This is a genomic window from Aeromonas sp., from assembly GCF_051657805.1.
Lineage (GTDB): Bacteria > Pseudomonadota > Gammaproteobacteria > Enterobacterales > Aeromonadaceae > Aeromonas.
On sequence record NZ_JBOFLJ010000056.1, the window covers coordinates 193436 to 211746 of the forward strand.

Genomic DNA, 18311 nt, shown 5'->3' on the forward strand with positions numbered 1-18311 from the left:
CCGCCTCGGGCCAGCGAACCGGGTGCTCTGTGGTGCCGAAGCAGACCAGCCCATACGACGAGCAGCCCTGGCACGCGACAATCCATGATGTCGACACAACAAAACGGGAGCCCTGAGGCTCCCATTTCTTTATCTGCGCATTTTCTGGCGACTATCCGCAGTGTCTTGGCTGGCGATGATGGGCAGAGCCCAGCGCCAGACTCAGCCCTGATTGGCCGGATCCTCGTGAGCGGAGAACTCCCGCATGAAGGCCTCGGCCCTGTCCACCATCTTGGTGGAGCCAACGAAGTAGGGGGTGCGCTGGTGCAAAGCCGTGGGCTGGATATCCATGATGCGGCCGAAGCCGTCGGAGGCCTTGCCACCGGCCTGCTCCACCAAAAATGCCATGGGGTTGCACTCGTACAGCAGGCGCAGCTTGCCGTTCGGGGAGTTGGTGCCGGACGGATAGATGTAGATGCCACCCTTGAGCAGGTTGCGATGGAAATCCGACACCAGTGAGCCGATGTAGCGGGAGGTGTAGGGTCTGTGGGTCGCCTCGTCCCGCTCCTGGCAGTATTTGAGGTACTTCTTCACCCCGTCCGGGAACTTGATGTAGTTGCCCTCGTTGATGGAGTAGATCTTGCCCTCCTCCGGGATGCGGATATTTTCGTGGGAGAGGCAGAAGCAGCCGATGGAAGGATCGTAGGTGAAACCGTTGACCCCAAAGCCCGTGGTGTAGACCAGCATGGTGGAGGAGCCATACACGACGTAACCGGCGGCGACCTGGCGGTTGCCCGGCTGCAGGAAGTCTTCCAGGGTCACACCGGCCCCTGGCGTACTGACCCGGCGGTAGATGGAGAAGATGGTCCCGACCGAGACGTTGACGTCGATGTTGGAGGAGCCGTCGAGGGGGTCTATCAGCACCACGTACTTGGAGTGGCGGGAGAGCTCGGAGTCGAAGGAGACGAAGTCCTCCTCCTCTTCGGAGGCCATGCCGCACACCTCACCTCGGGCCTCCAGCGCCGCCTTGAAGCGCTCGTTGGCGTAGACGTCCAGCTTCTGCTGCACCTCACCCTGCACGTTTTCGGCCCCCATGGAGCCGATGATGTCCGCCAGCCCCGCCTTGTTGATCTCCCGGTTCACCACCTTGGCAGCCAGGCGGATGGAGCTGAGCAAGGAGGTCAGCTCGCCGGTTGCGGTCGGGTAGTCCGCCTGCTTTTTGACGATGAACTCGCCCATGGTGATCATGTTTCGCATTCTTCTTCCTTTAGGATCGTTTCCGTTGGCCTTGAAAACGTTTGCAAGCATCGACAAAAAAAGTGCCGATCCTCGGCTGCGTTGTTTTGTAACCCAATGTAACGTTTGTTTTTTGTTTTTGCAGCGAATTAAGACGGTGTATAAATCGCCAGTTCACGCCAGAAAATGGCGCCATAGCAGGGGAAAAGTGGTACCGGCCAGCCTCTTTCGCCATCTTAATTCGTAACAATAATCCAACCCCTTTTTCACCCGTCCTCAGGCCCCTCCCCATTCGGGAACAGGCAGACGGGGCCCACGGATCCCCCCTTGAGATCTCGCCATCAATCCCGCACACTGGCTTGGCTTTGGAAGCAAAAAAACATAAGGATATTCAATGAAAAGGACACTCATTGCCGGCACGGTTGCCGCCCTGATCTCCCTCCCCGCCCTGGCGGCCCAGGTACCGGCCGGTACCAAGTTGCTGCCGGCAGAACAGCAAACCTTCATCCGCAACATAGCTACCGAACCCGCCTCCATCGATCCACAGATGGTGGAAGAGAGCTCTGGCAGCGAGATCGTCAACGATCTGTTCGAGGGACTCTACACCCTGGACGGGGACGGCAAACTGAAACTCGCCGGCGCGCTCAGTTACGAACTCGATCCCACGGGCACCGTCTACACCTTCAAGTTGAGGCCCGACGCCAAGTGGTCAAACGGCGAGCCGGTGACGGCGGCGGACTATGTCTATGGCTGGCAGCGGGCGGCGGATCCCAAGAACGCCTCCAACTACGCCTGGTTCATCGAGCTGACCGGGGTCACCCACGCCAGCGAGGTAGTGCAGGGCAAGGCCAAGCCCGATGCCCTCGGCATCAAGGCCCTGGACCCCCTCACCCTGCAGATCACCCTAAAAAACCCGGTTCCCTTCTTCTTGAAGACCCTCTCCCACTACACCACCTTCCCGGCGCCGAAGGCGACTATTGAGAAGTACGGCAATGACTGGGTCAAACCGGGCAACATCGTCTCCAACGGCGCCTTCGTGCTGAAAGAGTGGACCCCGAACGAGCGGCTCATCTCCGAGCGCAACCCCCACTACTGGGACAATGCCCACACTGTGCTGAACAAGGTGGTCTATCTGGAGATAGTGTCCGAGACCGCCGCCTTCAACCGCTACCGGGCGAGCGAGCTGCACTACACCACCTATCCGCTGGAGCAGTACAAGCAGATCAAGAACCAGAGCCCCGAGGAGCTGGTCAGCGCCCCTCTGCTCTCCACCTATTACTATGTGTTCAACACCCAGCGCAAACCCTTCGACAACCCCAAGGTGCGCAAGGCGCTCTCCTTGGCCATCGACCGGGACACCATCACCGAGAAGATCCTGGGCCAGGGGCAGATCTCCGCCTTCAGCCTGACACCGCCGAGCGTGGACGGGTTTGAGCTCAAGCAACCGGCCAGCGAGCTGATGAGCAAGGAAGAGCGGATCAAGGCGGCCAAGGCCCTGCTGGCCGAGGCGGGTTATGGCCCGAACAAGCCATTGGATGTGGATATCCTCTACAACACCAACGAGGGGCACAAGAAGATAGCTCTGGCCATCGCCTCCATGTGGAAACACAACCTGGGGGTCAAGGCCGAGCTCAACAACATGGAGTGGAAGACCATGGTGTCGGCCCTCAACGAGGGGGACTTTGGGGTGAGCCGCTATGCCTGGAACGGGGACTACAACGACGCCTCCACCTTCCTCGACATCATGACCTCCAGCAGCAGCGCCAACAGCGGCAAGTGGGTCAACAAGGAGTACGACACCCTGCTGGCCAAGGCCCACGACTCCCAGGATCCCGCCGAACGCAATCGGTTCTATCAGCAGGCGGAAGCCCTGATCGATGCGGAGGCCCCCATAGCCCCTGTCTATTTCTATGTGAAATCCAGGCTGCTCAAGCCCTTCGTCAAGGGCTACCCCTATCACAATCCGCAGGATCTGGTCTATTCCAAAGACCTCTATCTGACGGCCCAGTGATCCGGCCCAGAGACGAAAAGACCGCCCAATCGGCGGTCTTTTTTCATCGCGGTTTGCGGTTGTCTCAATCCTCGGGGCAGCCCGCCACGGCCAGCCTGGTGCGGCGCCGCAGGATGACGGGCTTGACCAGCAACTGCGCCAGCAAGACCCCCACCAGCGTCATGCCGCCGCCGATCAGGTGGTAGCTGGTGAGCCGCTCCCCCAGCCAGCTGATGGCCAGGGCCGCCGTCATCACCGGCAGCAGGTTCATGAAGATGGCGGTGCGGCTCGCCCCCAGCAGCGCTATGCCCTGCATCCAGAGCCAGGGGGAGAGGGCTGAGGTGGGGATCCCCGCATAGAGGATGAGCCAGAGCGCGCGCCCATCCGGCCATTGTCCGTCCACCAGCAGGTAGAAGGGGGTGAGGAACAGGAGGCTGCACAGCACCTGGCCGTAGAACAGGGTCCAGCTACTCAGTCCCAGCACCCAGCGCTTGAGCAGCACGCAGTAGAGCGCATAGGTGGCCGCCGACAGCAGCATATAGACGTAGCCGATGTGAATACCCTGGGTGAAGAGCCGGGAGGGATCCCCCTGCCCCAGCAGGATAGTCAATCCGAGTATGGAGATGACGCCCCCAAGCAGGGCCCCCCAGGTCGGGCGTTCGCGCAGCAACCAGATGCTGAGCATCACCGTCATCAGGGGGGTCAGCCCCATCATGAGGCCAATCTCGGTGGCTCCCAGGGTCTGAGCGGCGTAATAGCCGAAGGTCTGGTTCAACACCATGCCGAGCAGGGCCAGCATGGCGAGTTTATAGAAACCGGCGCGCAGCCGGGTACGCTCTCGCCAGGCCCTGTGGGCCAGGAAGGGGGTCAGTATGACGGCCGCCACCACCCAGCGCGACCAGGCGAGGGCCGCCGGTGAGAGCACCCCTACCGCCAGCTTGCTGACGATGCTGTTGCCGGCCCAGATGGCCATGCAGGAGAAGGGAAACAAAAAGGCAAGGGGCATCGCTAAATCCAGAGAAAGACAGCGGATATTTTGCGGGAGTATAGAGAGGCAAACAGGATAAGCAAGCGCCATCGAGAGGGGCGGAACAAGTCACCGCAAACCGGTAACAAAGCGCACCACATTGCGTTGCAAAGGGGGGGCAGCCAGACCCTGAAAACAATCATGCCCGCACGAGGGCGGGCATGAGGGGGATCGTCATCCGGGCGTCTGTGTCACGCCGCATCCATGTGCAGCCGCGAGATCAGCTCGTTGACCTCGAGCACCGTCTGGCGATGGGGAATGTCGGCCGCCATGGGCATCAATAACAGGCCTGACTGGAAATCGAAGCGCCCCCTGCCGTGGATGTAGATCCGTCCCTTGAAGAAGGTTTTGACATGTTTTGCCACCATCAGCGGCAGGTATTTCTTGAACACTCTCATCGTTTGCAACCTCTTGCAGTTGTATCCGTATGACAGCAGCTCCTGCGAATTAATTCCGTCAAATTTATATAAAATTCCGGAAAAATCGCCCATCTCTTCCCTAAAAAACCATTTTGTAACTTATTATTAACTTTTAGCGTATTGTATGCGGACCTTCCAACCAGAGCAATACCCCCTTGTCATCTTGCCACTCGATACAGGCCACGCCGGAGGTGGCAAACATGGGGGCGCCCGCCGCCGGGCAGAGGCTCTGCACCAGATAACCCACCAGCGGCAGATGGCTGACCATCAGGATGTTGTGATGGCGCGTCGCCAGTGCCGTGAGGTAGCTCGCCACCATGGCCGGATCCCCATACGGGGTGATGTCGCCGCTCTCCTCGACGCTCTGCGCCTTTGGCAGCTCGGGAGCGATGGCTTGCCAGGTCTGTCTGGCCCTCAGATAGTTGCTATGAATGACCAGACTCAAAGGACCCGTCAATTGGGGAGCCAGCCAGCGAGCCATATGAATAGACTCGTCACGGCCCTGTTCGGTCAAGGGACGCTGTTCATCCGTTTTTGCATTCATGCCAGCCTGGCCATGACGCATGATGTAGATCTTCATTACAACCTCGCCCAGGGGGCCTGTTTAAATAGCGGGGGGATCTTACCCCGCCATGCCGGGGGAAACAATTGCGCTACCTCTCAGAAAAGGGTTTGCCTCACAAGATAGCGGGGTCGATAATCATGTTTAAATTCAAATAAATTCACCGCGAGTCAGCCCAAATGAGCCCACATGCCAGTCCCAACGACCATAGGCGGTATCACTATCTGGAGCTGGCAAACCGGCTCAGGGTCCTGCTGATCTGCGATCCCGATACCGACAAGTCCGCCGCCTCCCTGGCCGTCAACACCGGCCACTTCGACGACCCCGTCGACCGTCAGGGGATGGCCCACTTCCTCGAGCACATGCTGTTCCTCGGCACCCAGACCTACCCCAAGCCCGGGGAATATCAGCAGTTCATGAGCCGCCACGGGGGCAGCAACAACGCCTGGACCGGTACCGAGTTCACCAACTTCTTCTTCGACATCGACAACGGCTTCTTCGAGGCGGGGCTGGATCGCTTCTCCCAGTTCTTCATCTGCCCTACCTTCGCCACCGAATGGGTCGACAAGGAGCGCAACGCGGTCGACTCCGAATATCGCCTCAAGCTGCAGGACGACGTGCGCCGCAGCTATCAGGTACATAAAGAGACCGTCAATCCCGCCCATCCCTTCTCCAAGTTTTCGGTGGGCAACCTGGATACCCTAGCCGATCTGCCCGGCCGGGATCTGAGATCCGACCTCGTTGCTTTCTACGAATCTCACTACAGCGCGGATCGCATGGGGCTGGTGATGATCTCCCCCGAACCCATCGAGACCCAGATCCGCTGGTGTGAGCACTACTTCGGCCCCATTCTGGATCGCAATCTGGGCACCCCCACCCTCTCGGAGCCTCTCTATCGCCTCGACGATCTCGGTATCCGCATCCAGATAAAGCCGGTCAAGGAGACCCGCAAGCTGGGGCTGACCTTCCCCCTGCCGAGCGTGGACGCCTACTACGACAAGAAGCCCCTCACGTTTTTAAGCCACCTCATCGGCTATGAAGGTGACGGCAGCCTGCTCTCCCTGCTCAAGGGCAAGGGCTGGGTCAATCAGCTCGCCGCCGGCGGCGGCGTCAGCGGCAGCAACTTCAAGGATTTCGGAGTGAGCTTCGGCCTCACCCCCCTCGGTCTCGAGCACGTGAACGAGATCATCGAGGCCCTGTTTGGCTATCTCAAACTCATCGAGCGTGACGGCCTACAGGCCTGGCGCTACGACGAGAAGCGCAGCGTGCTGGAATCCGCCTTCCGCTTCCAGGAGCGGGGCCGGGCGCTGGACACCGTCTCCGGCCTGGTGCTTAACCTCTTCAGCTATGCCCCGGACGATCTGCTCTACGGCGACTACATGATGCGGGAATATGACGAGGCGCTGATCCGCCGCTTCCTCGCCAAACTCACCCCCCACAACCTGCGCATGACGGTGCAGGCCCCCGAGGTGAGCACGGACCGCCTCGCCCGCTGGTATCAGACCCCCTACGGCGTCGCCCCCATCCCGGAGGCCCAGAAGATCCGCTGGCAGCAGAGCGAGCCGGAGCCAGGCCTGCATCTGCCGGCCCCCAACCCCTTCATCAGCAACCGGTTGGATACCCGCACGCCTGCCCTGCCCGCCGACATGCCCGCCTGCCTGGTGGACAGACCGGGCTTCCGGCTCTGGCACCTGCACGAACATCTGTTCGGGGTGCCCAAGGGCAACCTCTATATCTCCATCGACAGTGAGCACGCGGTGCGCAGCCCGCGCCACATCGCCATGGCCCGCCTCGCGGTGGAGCTGCTCCAGGATCACCTCAACGCCCTCACCTACCCGGCGGAGCTGGCCGGACTCGGTTACCAGATCTATGCCCACCAGGGGGGCTTTACCATCAACATGAGCGGCTTTGCCGACAAGCAGCCCCTGCTGCTCGACATGATCCTCGGCAACCGCACCCTGGGCTACCCGGATCCGGCCCGCTTCAGCGAAATCAAGGAGCAGCTCATCCGCAACTGGGAGAACCAGTCCAAGACCCGCCCCATCTCCCAGCTGTTCAACCAGCTCACCAGCCTGCTGCAGCCCAACAACCCGCCGTTCGAGCAGTTGTTGCGCCACCTGAGGACCATAGAGCTCGGCGAGATGCCCGACTTCGTCGCCCAGCTGTTTGCCAATGTGCACGTGGAAACCCTGGTGCACGGGGACTGGGACGTGACAGAAGCGCTCGATCTCGCGGCCCTGTTGGAGCGCCACCTCGGTGACAACAGTCAGCCCAGCGCCGAGACGCGCCGCCCCCTCATCTCCATTCAGGACAGGGGCACCCTCATTCGCGAGCAGGGTTGTGAGCACGAGGACTCGGCACTCCTGGTCTACTACCAGTCCCGCACCGTGCGGGCGCGGGATCTCGCCTGCTTCACCCTGGCCAACCACATCATGTCCTCCACCTTCTTCCACGAGCTGCGCACCCGCCAGCAGCTCGGCTACGTGGTGGGGGCCGGCAACCTGCCCCTCAATCGCCATCCCGGCCTCATCTTCTATATCCAGTCGCCGGTGGCGGGGCCGCAGATCCTGCTGGATGCGGTGGAGGAGTTTATCGACCTCTTCCCGCTCGCCATGTTGGAGTTCACCGAGCGGCAGTGGCAGGACAGCAAGGCGGGCCTGCAGGCCCAGCTCAGCGAGCGAGACGCCAACCTGCGCAGCCGTGGCCAGCGGCTCTGGGTCAGCATCGGCAACAAGGATCTCGGGTTCGATCAGCGGGAACGGGTCTGCGAGGAGGTGGGGAATCTGAGCCGCGCCGATCTGGTGCGCTTTATCACCCAGTTGCGTTCCCGCACCTCGGACAGGCTGATCCTCTGCAGCTATGGCCAGGGCCACGAGCACGACGAGCGGATCACCGGCCAGTTCATCGACGATCCCAGGGCGTTTCGCCTCGCCGCCGCCACCTTCGAGGCGTGATCGCCTCTCTTCCTCCCCTCACGTGAAAAAACGCAGGTAATAAAAAGCCGACCCCTGGGGGTCGGCTGGAAATACCATTAACAATTGCGACCTGGGCCGCCAAAAGTGAACATGAGCGTGAAAATCAGACACTGAGCCGATGACGGGTCAGGCGATGAAAACCAGAGCACGCCGACCGAAACCTGACAGTGATTGAGAAACAGGCTCATCTTAGACAGAGCCTCTGCCCATCACGTTGATCTACGTCAAAGGAGGTAAAAAGAGTCGCCTCCTCCCCGCAAGCCCCTTCAGAATCGCGCCATGGGATCAGCCCCGGCGCGTCAGCCGGTAGGCCACCTCGTCAAAGTAGGAGAGCTGACCGCTCTGCACCCTGGGGTGCTCCTGTTCGGTCGTCCGTCCCAATACTTCCACCGCGAAATCCCGCTCGAACAGGTGGCGCACCTCCATCTCCCCCACCGAGAAGGGCGGCTGCTTCTGCTGCTCCGGCTGATACTCCAGGGTCACCAGCAGGATCTGCCCAGCTGGCGCCATCAGGCGGCTCATCAGCTCGGCGTATTGGCGGCGCATGGCGGTCGGCAGCGCGATGAGGGCCGCCCTGTCATAGGCCAGTCGGTACTGACGACCCAGCGCAGGAGCCGCGAAGAAATCCCCCTGATGGATGCGCAGGCTCTCGTGCTGATGGCAGCGGTAGGGGCCTACCTCGGTCACCGTTTCCGTCAGCCGGTTTTCACTGAAAAACTGCTCGATGGCGAGCTCGGAGAGCTCGAAGCCATCGACGGGATGCCCCTGACCGCTCAGCCAGAGCATGTCGCTGGACTTGCCGCACAGGGGCACCAGCACGATGTCCTCCCCCCGCCCGGCGGACCAGCCGACCGGCAGCCAAGGGTTGACGTCCGTCTGATGGAAGCCTATCCGGTTCTCTTCCCACTTCTGATGCCAAAACGCCGCTTCCATCCTGTCCCTCTCGTCATCTGCAATGATGCATCAATATCACAACTTCACCGGGGCGGTGCAAGCCTTGTCGACCCAGGCCTTCCCATTTCATCGGGGCATCGCCAGCAGCATTAAATGTGAATTTATTTCACTTTTACAGGTGCGTTTAACTGCCTTTTCGCCACACTTCAACGCTTTATCTGAAGGACTTATCACCCGCAGCCGTTTATGCCATGAGTGACACCGTCTCGGTGCTCAACGACTGCTGGATCTGACCAAGTCGGGCATGGATCTCGGCAAAACTCGGCCTCAGGGCCGTCTCCGGGCGCTGGCATTCGTCAGCCAGTCGATGAAGCCCCTCGCTCTGGGCCACTCGCGCCGGGCACAGGGCCAGCAGCTCTTCCAGCAGGCAACCGAAGGCGCGCACCTCCAACCGCTCCAAGCCGGCGGCCAGCACAACGTCTGCCAACGGATAACAGGAAGCGGCACCAAAGTCCCCGAGCAGCACGTCCCCCTCCCCGTCGTGGAGCAGATTGTGGCCGTAGAGATCCCCGTGCATCACCCCCAATCGGTGCAGATGGGCAGCGGCAGAGGCGACCTGGCTCGCCATGGCAAGCGCCGCCGGCAGCGAGAGCACGAGCCCCTCGGGATAGATATCCCGGGTGCAGGAGTCAAGGCTCGGCGGTCCCGCCAGGTTCTGCATGTGAGGGCTGATCAGGGACATCCCTAGCGCCGGGAGCCCGGAGGGGTGATCGCCGACCCGCCCCATCACCCCGATCAGCGCCGCATGCTGACCCGCCGCCATAGCGGCCTTCATCTCGGCCGCCGGCAGGCCATCGCTGGTCACGGCGCCCTTGAACAGCTTGAGGGCCAGCTCCACCGACTGGCCCGCTGCGGGGTGCCAAATCGCCTTGTGAATGGCGCCGGATGCCCCCTGCCCCAACAAGGCGCCCACTTCGAGTTCCTGCCAGGGGATATCGGCGACCGGGCTCGCCCTCTTGGGCTCCCAGCCGTCGGCGAAGGGATTGCCCGAATAGGCGAGCCAGGCGAGGCGCGGCAAGGCGAGCAGCCAGGTGGGAAATTCCGTTAGCCGGTTCGCGGCGATGCGCAGCAACTCGAGGCGCTGGCAGTTAGCGAGACTCGCAGGCAGCTCGGTCAGGCGGTTGCCCGCCAGCATCAGCTTTTGCAGGGAGGTGCACTGACCCAGCTCATCAGGCAGGCGCTCGACGGCATTGTCGGTGAGGATCAGCCAGCGGAGCCTAGCGGGCAGCGATTTGGGGGAGACCACTTCGATCCGGTTGGCCTTGAAGCCCACCATGGTGAGCGCGGGGCAGTTCCCCAGCACCTCGGGCAGTTCGGTGAAGTGGTTCTCTGAGCAGAAGATGATGCGCAGCTTCTTGCACTCGGCCAGCTCGTCCGGCAGCGAGCTCAACTGGTTGCCGGTGAGATCCAGCACCTCCAGCGTCTCCTTGAGGCTCAAGATTTCGAGGGGGAAAACCGCCAGGTTTTCAGAGAGTTTGAGGTGACGGGCGCCGTTCAAGGAGCCTGCGCGCAGCTGTTCCAGGGTATGCATGGCAATGTCTCTATCGGGGCGGCCTGCCGTCAGTCGTGGTGCAACAAGCCATCTGCACCGCCGGGCAGGCCCGGCAGTCATTAAAGGAGGGGCATTATAAAGAACTGGCGCCAGAGTTCGCCTGTTTTGTTGCAGATGACCGCCATATCGCCGCCAAACGCGGTGCCCAAGGGGCTGGTGACACCGATAAAGAGAGCAAGATCCGGGTCGCTCCGACCCAGGTTTGTCGCCATAGTGGGTTCGAACAGACCCAATACTGCGCGCAAACTGCGCCAACCAACCCGAGGGATCCGCCATGCCCATGTTGTCAGATAAAGTCGCCATCATCACGGGAGCCAGCTCCGGCATCGGCCGCGCCAGCGCCATCCTGTTTGCCCAGGAGGGGGCCAAGGTTGTCGTCGGAGCACGCCGCCAGCATGAGCTCGACCTGCTGGTAGAGGAGATCCGCCACCTCGGAGGCCAGGCAATAAGCCTCGCGGGGGATGTCAGAAGCGAAGCCTATGCCAGGGCCCTGGTGGAGCTCGCGGTTGAGCGCTTCGGGGGGCTGGATATCGCCTTCAACAACGCAGGCACCATGGGGACGCCGGGCAGCGCGCAGGAGCTGGAACTCATGCAGTGGCAGGAGACCCTGGATACCAACCTCACCAGCGCCTTTGTGGGAGCCAAGTACCAGATCCCCGCCATGCAAGCGCGCGGCGGCGGCTCCCTTATCTTTACCTCCACCTTCGTCGGCCATACCCTGGGGCTACCCGGCATGGCGGCCTATGCCGCGAGCAAGGCCGGCCTGATGGGTCTGACCCAGGTGCTGGCTGCCGAGTATGGGGCGCAAGGGGTGCGGGTCAACGCCCTGCTGCCGGGGGGCACGGATACCCCCATGGGGAGGGCCTTTACCAATACCCCGGAAAGCCTCGCCTTTGTGCAAAACCTCCATGCCCTCAAACGGCTGGCCCGGCCGGAGGAGATTGCCCGCTCGGCCCTCTATCTCGCGTCCGATGCATCCAGCTTTACCACCGGCATTGCCCTGTTGGCCGATGGTGGGGTATCTATCTGTCGTACATGACATTGTCGCACCTGAATTTGCCGCACCTGAACCTGCGCCCCTAACGTGAGAGCACTTTATGTCAGACTATGCACGCATCGCCGATGCCATCGCCTTTATCGCGAGCCGGGTGGAGCGCCAGCCCAGCCTGGAGGAGATAGCAGCGCACGTTCACTTGAGCCCCTTTCACTTTCAGCGGCTGTTCAGCCGCTGGGCCGGGGTCACCCCTAAGCGCTATTTGCAGGTGCTGACCCTGGAGCGGGCCAAGGCGCTGCTGCATGAGTCGCGCTCCCTGCTGGAGGTGGCCGATACCCTGGGCCTCAGCAGCGGCTCTCGGCTCTACGATCACTTCGTGCAGCTCGAAGCGGTCACGCCGGGTGAGTACAAGCAGCAGGGAGCCGGGCTCGTCATTGAGCACGGCGTGCACGACACCCCCTTCGGCCAGGCGTTTGTCGCCCTGACTCCAAGAGGGATGTGCAACTTCTCGTTTCTCGATAACAAGGCCCCGGACGCGCCGCTGGCCGCCCTCGCCCGCAGCTGGCCAGAGGCCCAACTTCAGGAGGAGCCATCACGCACCCAGGGGGTCATCAACACCATGTTCGATGGCGCCAAGGCGCCGGATCGCCCGATTTCACTGCACGTGAGCGGCACCAACTTCCAGATCAGTGTCTGGCGGGCGCTGTTGCAGATCCCGCCGGCCAAGGTCGTAAGCTACGCCCAGGTAGCGAGCGCCATCGGCAATCCCAAGGCTGCCCGCGCCGTGGGGCTGGCGGTGGGCGCCAACCCCGTCGCCTTGATGATCCCCTGTCACAGAGTCATCCAGCAAAGCGGCAAGCTCGGTGGCTATCACTGGGGCGAGACCCGCAAACAAGCCATACACGCCTGGGAAGCGGCGAGATATGAATGAGCACTGCGTTTAAGGCACTGTCTGTTATGGGAACAACAGGGCTGTTGGTTGTGCGACAGAGGACCATCAGGCTGCGCCGGACAAGCGGGCGGCGATATAAAGCGGGGACATAAGAAGAATCGGGGCGCAGATCGCCCCCTTTTGTTGCTTTGACGAGGCATGATGCTTAGCCCTCCCTAGCGGATTGACGAAAAAGGTAAGGTGCAATAAGCGCAGCACATTGCACCCCACGAGACTGTTCACATACCGAACAGTTAATAATTAATTTGTTGACCCAGCACAGAAAACAATCACGATCTACTTTCTCATTCAGCCTCAATAGGTAACATCTCCATGTGGAGACACAGCCTCATAGGTGTTGCCTATGGCACTGCAATTGCGACAACGCAGGTTAACGGCAGCAGACTGGGGGCTGTAACTCAGGGGCGGTAGCCAACGTTGCCAGTAGCATCGCACAAGGCACTGCGAGTTTGCCTCCACCATCTATTAGCCGGGTTATATTCGAGGAATTCTGGCCTTACTGGGATCGGTTGCTCAATTACGAGAAACACTGTCTCAATGGAGTAAACTTGCAACTCTACATGGATGAGTAAAATTGCTCGTTTCTTCCTGCCGGAAAGTACTCACAATACAGATAAAAATAGTTTTTGTTATATTCAAATAAAAACCAGCTTTATTTAAAAAATACAGTTTTTATATAACCAAATCACCTTTAACTATTCTCACTCACGTTAATCAAATCAAAAAACTGGATGCTTTATATATGGAAATTACTATCCCACACTCATTACAAAATGCAATAAAATCAAAAAAATTATTACTATTCATCGGTGCTGGCGTTTCAAAAATGTCCGGTCTTCCACTTTGGAATGAGATAGTGATGAATGTACTAAAAAAACCTTCCATTGAAAAAGGAAAAGGTTACCTCAATGCACTTGAACAAGATTTATTTCCTCCACTAGAAATTTTAGACAAAATTAAATACTCAAACATAAAAGATGTTTACGAGGCATTTGAATCATCCACTAAAACAATGATTAAACACCCAATTTATGAAAAACTTACTTTGCTAAGCAGGAAAATAATAACTACAAATTATGATAATTTAATTGAATACAACACCCAGATAGAAGTAATTGATCCGACAAGCACATATAAATTATCAAAATTAGATTGCACTGATGAGTTTATATTGAAAATTCATGGCAGTTGTAATGCAATTGATCACGCCATCATATTCTCATCAGATTATGACACTCTATATAGTAGCAATAATGGATTAGCAAAATTCCAACTCCAAAAATTGATATCTTCTCATTCATGCTTGTTTATTGGATTTAGTCTGAATGACCCTTACATTACTAATTTATTCAATACACTGGATGACATGTATGATGGGTTAGGCGTTGAACATTTTGTTATAGCAACCGATGACATAAGTCACAAATTTGTTGAAACAATAAAAATAAATTGTTTTGATGATATACCTATCGCAATTGACGCACTAATAGATATTAAAGCAATCGACTTACCAACGACTACTCCAGTAAAACAACCAGCAAAAAAAATAATAACATCAGAAAGAGAGAACTTATTACATGGGCAAGATACACCACCAAAAATTGAATATTGGGCGGGAAGAACTGATGAACTAGAGGCCTTAAAACTACCATATAAAGTTATATTCATAACCGGTATCGGTGGCCAAGGTAAATCTGCTCTGGCTTCAAAGTTCCTATCTGAGTCAGATAAGCACATATATACATACTGTGATTGGAGAGATTTTAAAGAAGAGGAATTAAATCTTCAGACAAAACTATACTCTCTTATCGAGTTAGTATCTAATGGTTCAACTTCACATAGTGATACTATTGGGCTTGATACTGAGACTTTAGTTAACATATTTTTTAATGAACTGAAAGACAAAAAAGGATTATTTGTTTTTGATAATATAGATAAATATATAGATCTTCAAAAATTCACCCCAAGTGGGGATATGAAGCTTTTCTTTGAAAAAGCTATAAACACTCAACACAACTCTAAATTTATATTTACCTGCCGACCATTCATTCATTATGCTGGAATTGGCTCACATCAAGTACGACTTGAAGGACTCAAGATAAGTGATGTTAAAGACCTAATCAAAAAATACCACAATAAAGTCACACACGCTGAAATAGATAATACCGCCACACGACTGCATGTGCTTACACAAGGTCATCCTTTATGGATGGGCCTGATTCTCGCTCAGTCAAGACTAGATTTTAAAGTTATCGAGAACATCTTAAAAAAAATAGAACATAGAGGAATTTCTGAATCAGATGCCAACTTTTCAAGCATGATATCAGCAACTGTCCTTGAAAATCTTTGGGATGGACTTAAAGAAAAAGAAAGGATTATATTAAGAACATTATCCATATGCAATGTCTCCGAATCAGAAGAGGATTTATCTAAAATAGTTGAAAGAAAAATCAATTTCAATCAATACACAAAAGCTATTCGTGCATTAAAACACCTCAACCTAATAATATCTAAGGAAAGCGAAGGCTATATCGAACTTCACCCTCTAGTTAAAGAGTTTATAAAAGGAAAATATGACAGAAAAGAGCAAGAAAGTTATATAACACTATATGTTAACTATCTAAATGGATTTATTTTATTAATAAAACAGCGTTTTGGGCATGTTCTTCAACCTGACGATATTGATCTGGTATCAAAAAAGATAGAAGTGCTTATAAATGCAGACAAAGTCAACGATGCAATAACTGAATTAAGACTGGTATGTGAGAGCTTTTTTATTTCAGGATACTGTGAGGAATACTTAAGATTATCAGACTCAACACTAGGGAGAGTCGTATGGACACATAAAAAAATAAATGACATTCAAGGATTCTTTGATTTTATCGATTCATTTTTTACACGTGCTGTTGAATTTGGCCGAGATGATCTTTTTGATAAATACATGCACAAATTCACTCAACTTTTTCAAACCCCTGATAAAACAATGATTTTATCTAAGTCTGCATTATGTCACAAACATTGGATTAATTCAGATTATAAAAATGCCATCACGTATGGGAAAAGCGCTTCCGATTTAATTGATGTTCTAGGTGAAAACGATGTTTGGTCTGGTAAGCATAGATACCACCTCTCATTACGAGACTCACAAATCAATACAAACATTGACCTTGCAATTAAATTTTTTTGCAACGATAAAACCATTGAAGAGATGTGTTCTAAAATAATCCACGATAACCTTTCATCAGCATATGGAAATGTAGGAAGATGTTTGTTCTATCTGGGTGACCGAGACTCGGCTCTTTTACTATACTGTAAATCATTTAAAATTTTTTCTTCCGACAATCCAAAGTATTTTGAGAAACATAATATTGGCTATGCGTCTAAATGGATATATGAAGTTTTATTAGAACAAGGTGAGTACCAAGGTTCACTTTACTTTTTACTACACACAAGAAATGCGTGGAAGGATGACTTACCAGGAGAGTCAAATAAAATAGAAAGATATATCTCTGACATTCCTTATAGTGTAGCAACACAATCTATTATTAGTTTAGAGTCATGGCAAATTACAAAGTATTGCAAAGATTGGGTTGACTCATATTTAAATAGACATTGAAAATAAGCCGCCTTTAGCGGCGGCATTTTCTATTGGCACATAAACACCTGATTAATAAAAACAGAACCAGTCCGATTATATACGCTATTAAACCTAATCAATAGGTATATTACTGGCTATACAATCGTTATTTTCGTACATTGAATAACATTATCCTTCTCTGCAAAGCTATTAATCCGAGTAAAACTCACCACAATAATGATGCTGAAACAGACGATATAGAAATATACCTAGCTCAGTGGGGGACTGGTATTCAAAGAAAAATCACTCAACCACGCACGCGTGTTGATAAGACAACTTGATGACGAAAACTTCACTGGTCGCAGCATGGAGTCAATTTTTTACGCAAACGATTGGAAAAAGAAAAGACGCCTCAAGGGCGTCTTTTTTGCAGTTTTGCATTATCGGCAGAAAGCGGCGTTAACGCTTATTCCCACTCGATGGTTGCGGGCGGCTTGCCGGAGACGTCGTACACCACGCGGGAGATGCCATTGATCTCGTTGATGATGCGATTCGAGACGTGACCGAGGAAGTCATACGGCAGGTGGGCCCAGTGGGCGGTCATGAAGTCGATGGTCTCGACGGCGCGCAGCGCGATGACCCAGTCGTACTTGCGACCGTCGCCCATGACGCCGACGGAGCGCACCGGCAGGAAGACGGCGAACGCCTGACTGACCTGGTTGTAGAGGTCGGCCTTGCGCAGCTCTTCGATGAAGACCGCATCGGCCTTGCGCAGCAGATCGCAGTACTCTTTCTTCACCTCGCCAAGGACGCGCACGCCCAGGCCCGGGCCCGGGAAGGGGTGACGGTAGAGCATGTCGTAGGGCAGACCCAGCTCCAGACCGACGCGGCGCACCTCGTCCTTGAACAGCTCGCGCAGGGGCTCGACCAGACCCATCTTCATCTCTTCCGGCAGGCCGCCGACGTTGTGGTGAGACTTGATGACGTGGGCCTTGCCGGTGGCGCTGGCGGCGGATTCGATGACGTCCGGGTAGATGGTGCCCTGAGCCAGCCACTTGGCGTTTTTCAGCTTCTTGGCTTCATCGTCGAACACTTCCACGAAGACGCGACCGATTGTCTTGCGCTTGGCTTCCGGCTCGTCGATGCCCGCCAGAGCTGACAGGAAGCGCTCCTCGGCGTCGACCTTGACGATGTTCAGACCGAAGTGATCGCCGAACATGTCCATCACCTGCTGACCTTCGTTCAGCCGCAGCAGGCCGTTGTCGACGAAGACGCAGGTCAGGCGATCGCCGATGGCGCGGTGCACCAGCATGGCGACGACTGAGGAGTCCACCCCGCCGGACAGACCCAGGATCACCTCGTCTTCACCCACCTGCTCGCGGATGCGGGCGACGGCGTCGTCGATGATGGTGGCCGGGGTCCACAGGCATTCGCAGCCGCAGATATCTTTGACGAAGTGCTCCAGCAGACGGGCGCCCTGACGGGTGTGGGTCACTTCCGGGTGGAATTGCACGCCGTAGAAGCGCTTCTCTTCGCAGGCCATGGCGGCGTGGGGGCAGGTCGCGGTCTGGGCGATAGTGGTGAAACCGGCCGGGATTGTGGTGACCTTGTCGCCGTGGCTCATCCAGACGTCCAGCAGGGCGTGGCCGTTCGGGGCGATAGCGTCTTCGATGTTGCGCAGCAGGGCGCTGGCCTGGCCGGACTGACCCAGCACTTCGACCTGGGCATAACCAAATTCACGTTCGGTGGAAGATTGCACCTTGCCGCCAAGCTGCTCGGCCATGGTCTGCATGCCGTAGCAGATGCCGAACACGGGCACGCCTGCGTTGAACACGTACTCGGGGGCGCGGGGGCTGCCGGCCTCGGTCACGGATTCCGGGCCGCCGGAGAGGATGATGCCGTTCGGGTTGAAGTCGCGGATCTGCTCTTCGGTCACGTCCCAGGCCCACAGCTCGCAGTAGACGCCGATCTCACGGACGCGGCGGGCGATAAGCTGGGTGTACTGGGAACCAAAATCCAGGATCAGGATACGGTGAGCGTGAATATTTTTAGTCATTTTATTCCTGCTTCAGGCTGATGTTGTCACAAAAAGCG

Annotated in this window: 12 protein-coding genes; 5 read left to right on the plus strand and 7 right to left on the minus strand. The window is 56.0% G+C overall.

All coding sequences use genetic code 11. From position 1 onward, the window contains the following. Positions 1 to 201 precede the first annotated feature (201 nt). Complete coding sequence (gene fbp / locus ACRCYW_RS17270; protein ID WP_100858471.1) at positions 202 to 1236, minus strand: class 1 fructose-bisphosphatase; 1035 nt, start codon at positions 1234 to 1236, stop codon at positions 202 to 204. Positions 1237 to 1609: 373 nt separating this feature from the next. Between fbp and ACRCYW_RS17275 the strand changes: the two genes are divergently transcribed. After that, positions 1610 to 3226: a peptide ABC transporter substrate-binding protein gene (locus tag ACRCYW_RS17275; RefSeq protein WP_438551253.1), complete on the plus strand. Its 1617-nt coding sequence runs from the start codon at positions 1610 to 1612 to the stop codon at positions 3224 to 3226. 64 nt (positions 3227 to 3290) lie between these two features. Here the strand turns inward: ACRCYW_RS17275 and ACRCYW_RS17280 are convergent, their stop codons facing one another. From ACRCYW_RS17280 to sixA, 3 genes are all read right to left on the minus strand, one after another. Continuing rightward, the gene (locus ACRCYW_RS17280; protein WP_438551254.1) at positions 3291 to 4211 is read right to left on the minus strand and encodes a DMT family transporter; all 921 of its coding nucleotides are present in this window, start codon (positions 4209 to 4211) and stop codon (positions 3291 to 3293) included. A gap of 212 nt (positions 4212 to 4423) precedes the next feature. Continuing rightward, positions 4424 to 4630: a DUF1107 domain-containing protein gene (locus ACRCYW_RS17285; protein WP_349922445.1), complete on the minus strand. Its 207-nt coding sequence runs from the start codon at positions 4628 to 4630 to the stop codon at positions 4424 to 4426. Between the two features lie 133 nt (positions 4631 to 4763). Continuing rightward, positions 4764 to 5231 carry a phosphohistidine phosphatase SixA gene (gene sixA / locus ACRCYW_RS17290; RefSeq protein WP_438551255.1) on the minus strand — a complete coding sequence of 156 codons (468 nt, stop codon included), beginning with the start codon at positions 5229 to 5231 and terminating at the stop codon, positions 4764 to 4766. A 161-nt stretch (positions 5232 to 5392) separates the two neighbouring features. Between sixA and ACRCYW_RS17295 the strand changes: the two genes are divergently transcribed. Then, positions 5393 to 8167 (plus strand): insulinase family protein, encoded by a 2775-nt coding sequence (locus ACRCYW_RS17295; RefSeq protein WP_438551256.1) that lies wholly within the window; start codon positions 5393 to 5395, stop codon positions 8165 to 8167. A gap of 306 nt (positions 8168 to 8473) precedes the next feature. Here ACRCYW_RS17295 and ACRCYW_RS17300 read toward each other — a convergent pair whose 3' ends face one another. Together ACRCYW_RS17300 and ACRCYW_RS17305 are read right to left on the minus strand one after the other, a co-directional pair. Continuing rightward, the gene (locus tag ACRCYW_RS17300) at positions 8474 to 9121 is read right to left on the minus strand and encodes a thiopurine S-methyltransferase (RefSeq protein ID WP_438551257.1); all 648 of its coding nucleotides are present in this window, start codon (positions 9119 to 9121) and stop codon (positions 8474 to 8476) included. 205 nt (positions 9122 to 9326) lie between these two features. Continuing rightward, positions 9327 to 10673, minus strand: coding sequence for a leucine-rich repeat-containing protein kinase family protein (locus tag ACRCYW_RS17305; protein WP_438551258.1), 1347 nt, complete (start codon positions 10671 to 10673; stop codon positions 9327 to 9329). Between the two features lie 295 nt (positions 10674 to 10968). On the opposite strand from ACRCYW_RS17305, the gene ACRCYW_RS17310 reads away from it, so the two are divergent. From ACRCYW_RS17310 to ACRCYW_RS17320, 3 genes are all read left to right on the plus strand, one after another. Further along, positions 10969 to 11733: an SDR family oxidoreductase gene (locus tag ACRCYW_RS17310; protein WP_438551259.1), complete on the plus strand. Its 765-nt coding sequence runs from the start codon at positions 10969 to 10971 to the stop codon at positions 11731 to 11733. Between the two features lie 58 nt (positions 11734 to 11791). Further along, the gene (locus tag ACRCYW_RS17315; protein WP_438551260.1) at positions 11792 to 12619 is read left to right on the plus strand and encodes a bifunctional transcriptional activator/DNA repair enzyme AdaA; all 828 of its coding nucleotides are present in this window, start codon (positions 11792 to 11794) and stop codon (positions 12617 to 12619) included. A gap of 763 nt (positions 12620 to 13382) precedes the next feature. Beyond that, a complete protein-coding gene (locus tag ACRCYW_RS17320) occupies positions 13383 to 16256 on the plus strand; it encodes an SIR2 family protein (protein WP_438551261.1) in 2874 nt (957 codons plus the stop codon). Positions 16257 to 16683: 427 nt separating this feature from the next. On the opposite strand, the gene guaA is transcribed toward ACRCYW_RS17320, so the two are convergent. Continuing rightward, the gene (guaA, locus tag ACRCYW_RS17325) at positions 16684 to 18273 is read right to left on the minus strand and encodes a glutamine-hydrolyzing GMP synthase (RefSeq protein WP_438551262.1); all 1590 of its coding nucleotides are present in this window, start codon (positions 18271 to 18273) and stop codon (positions 16684 to 16686) included. Positions 18274 to 18311: the final 38 nt, after the last annotated feature.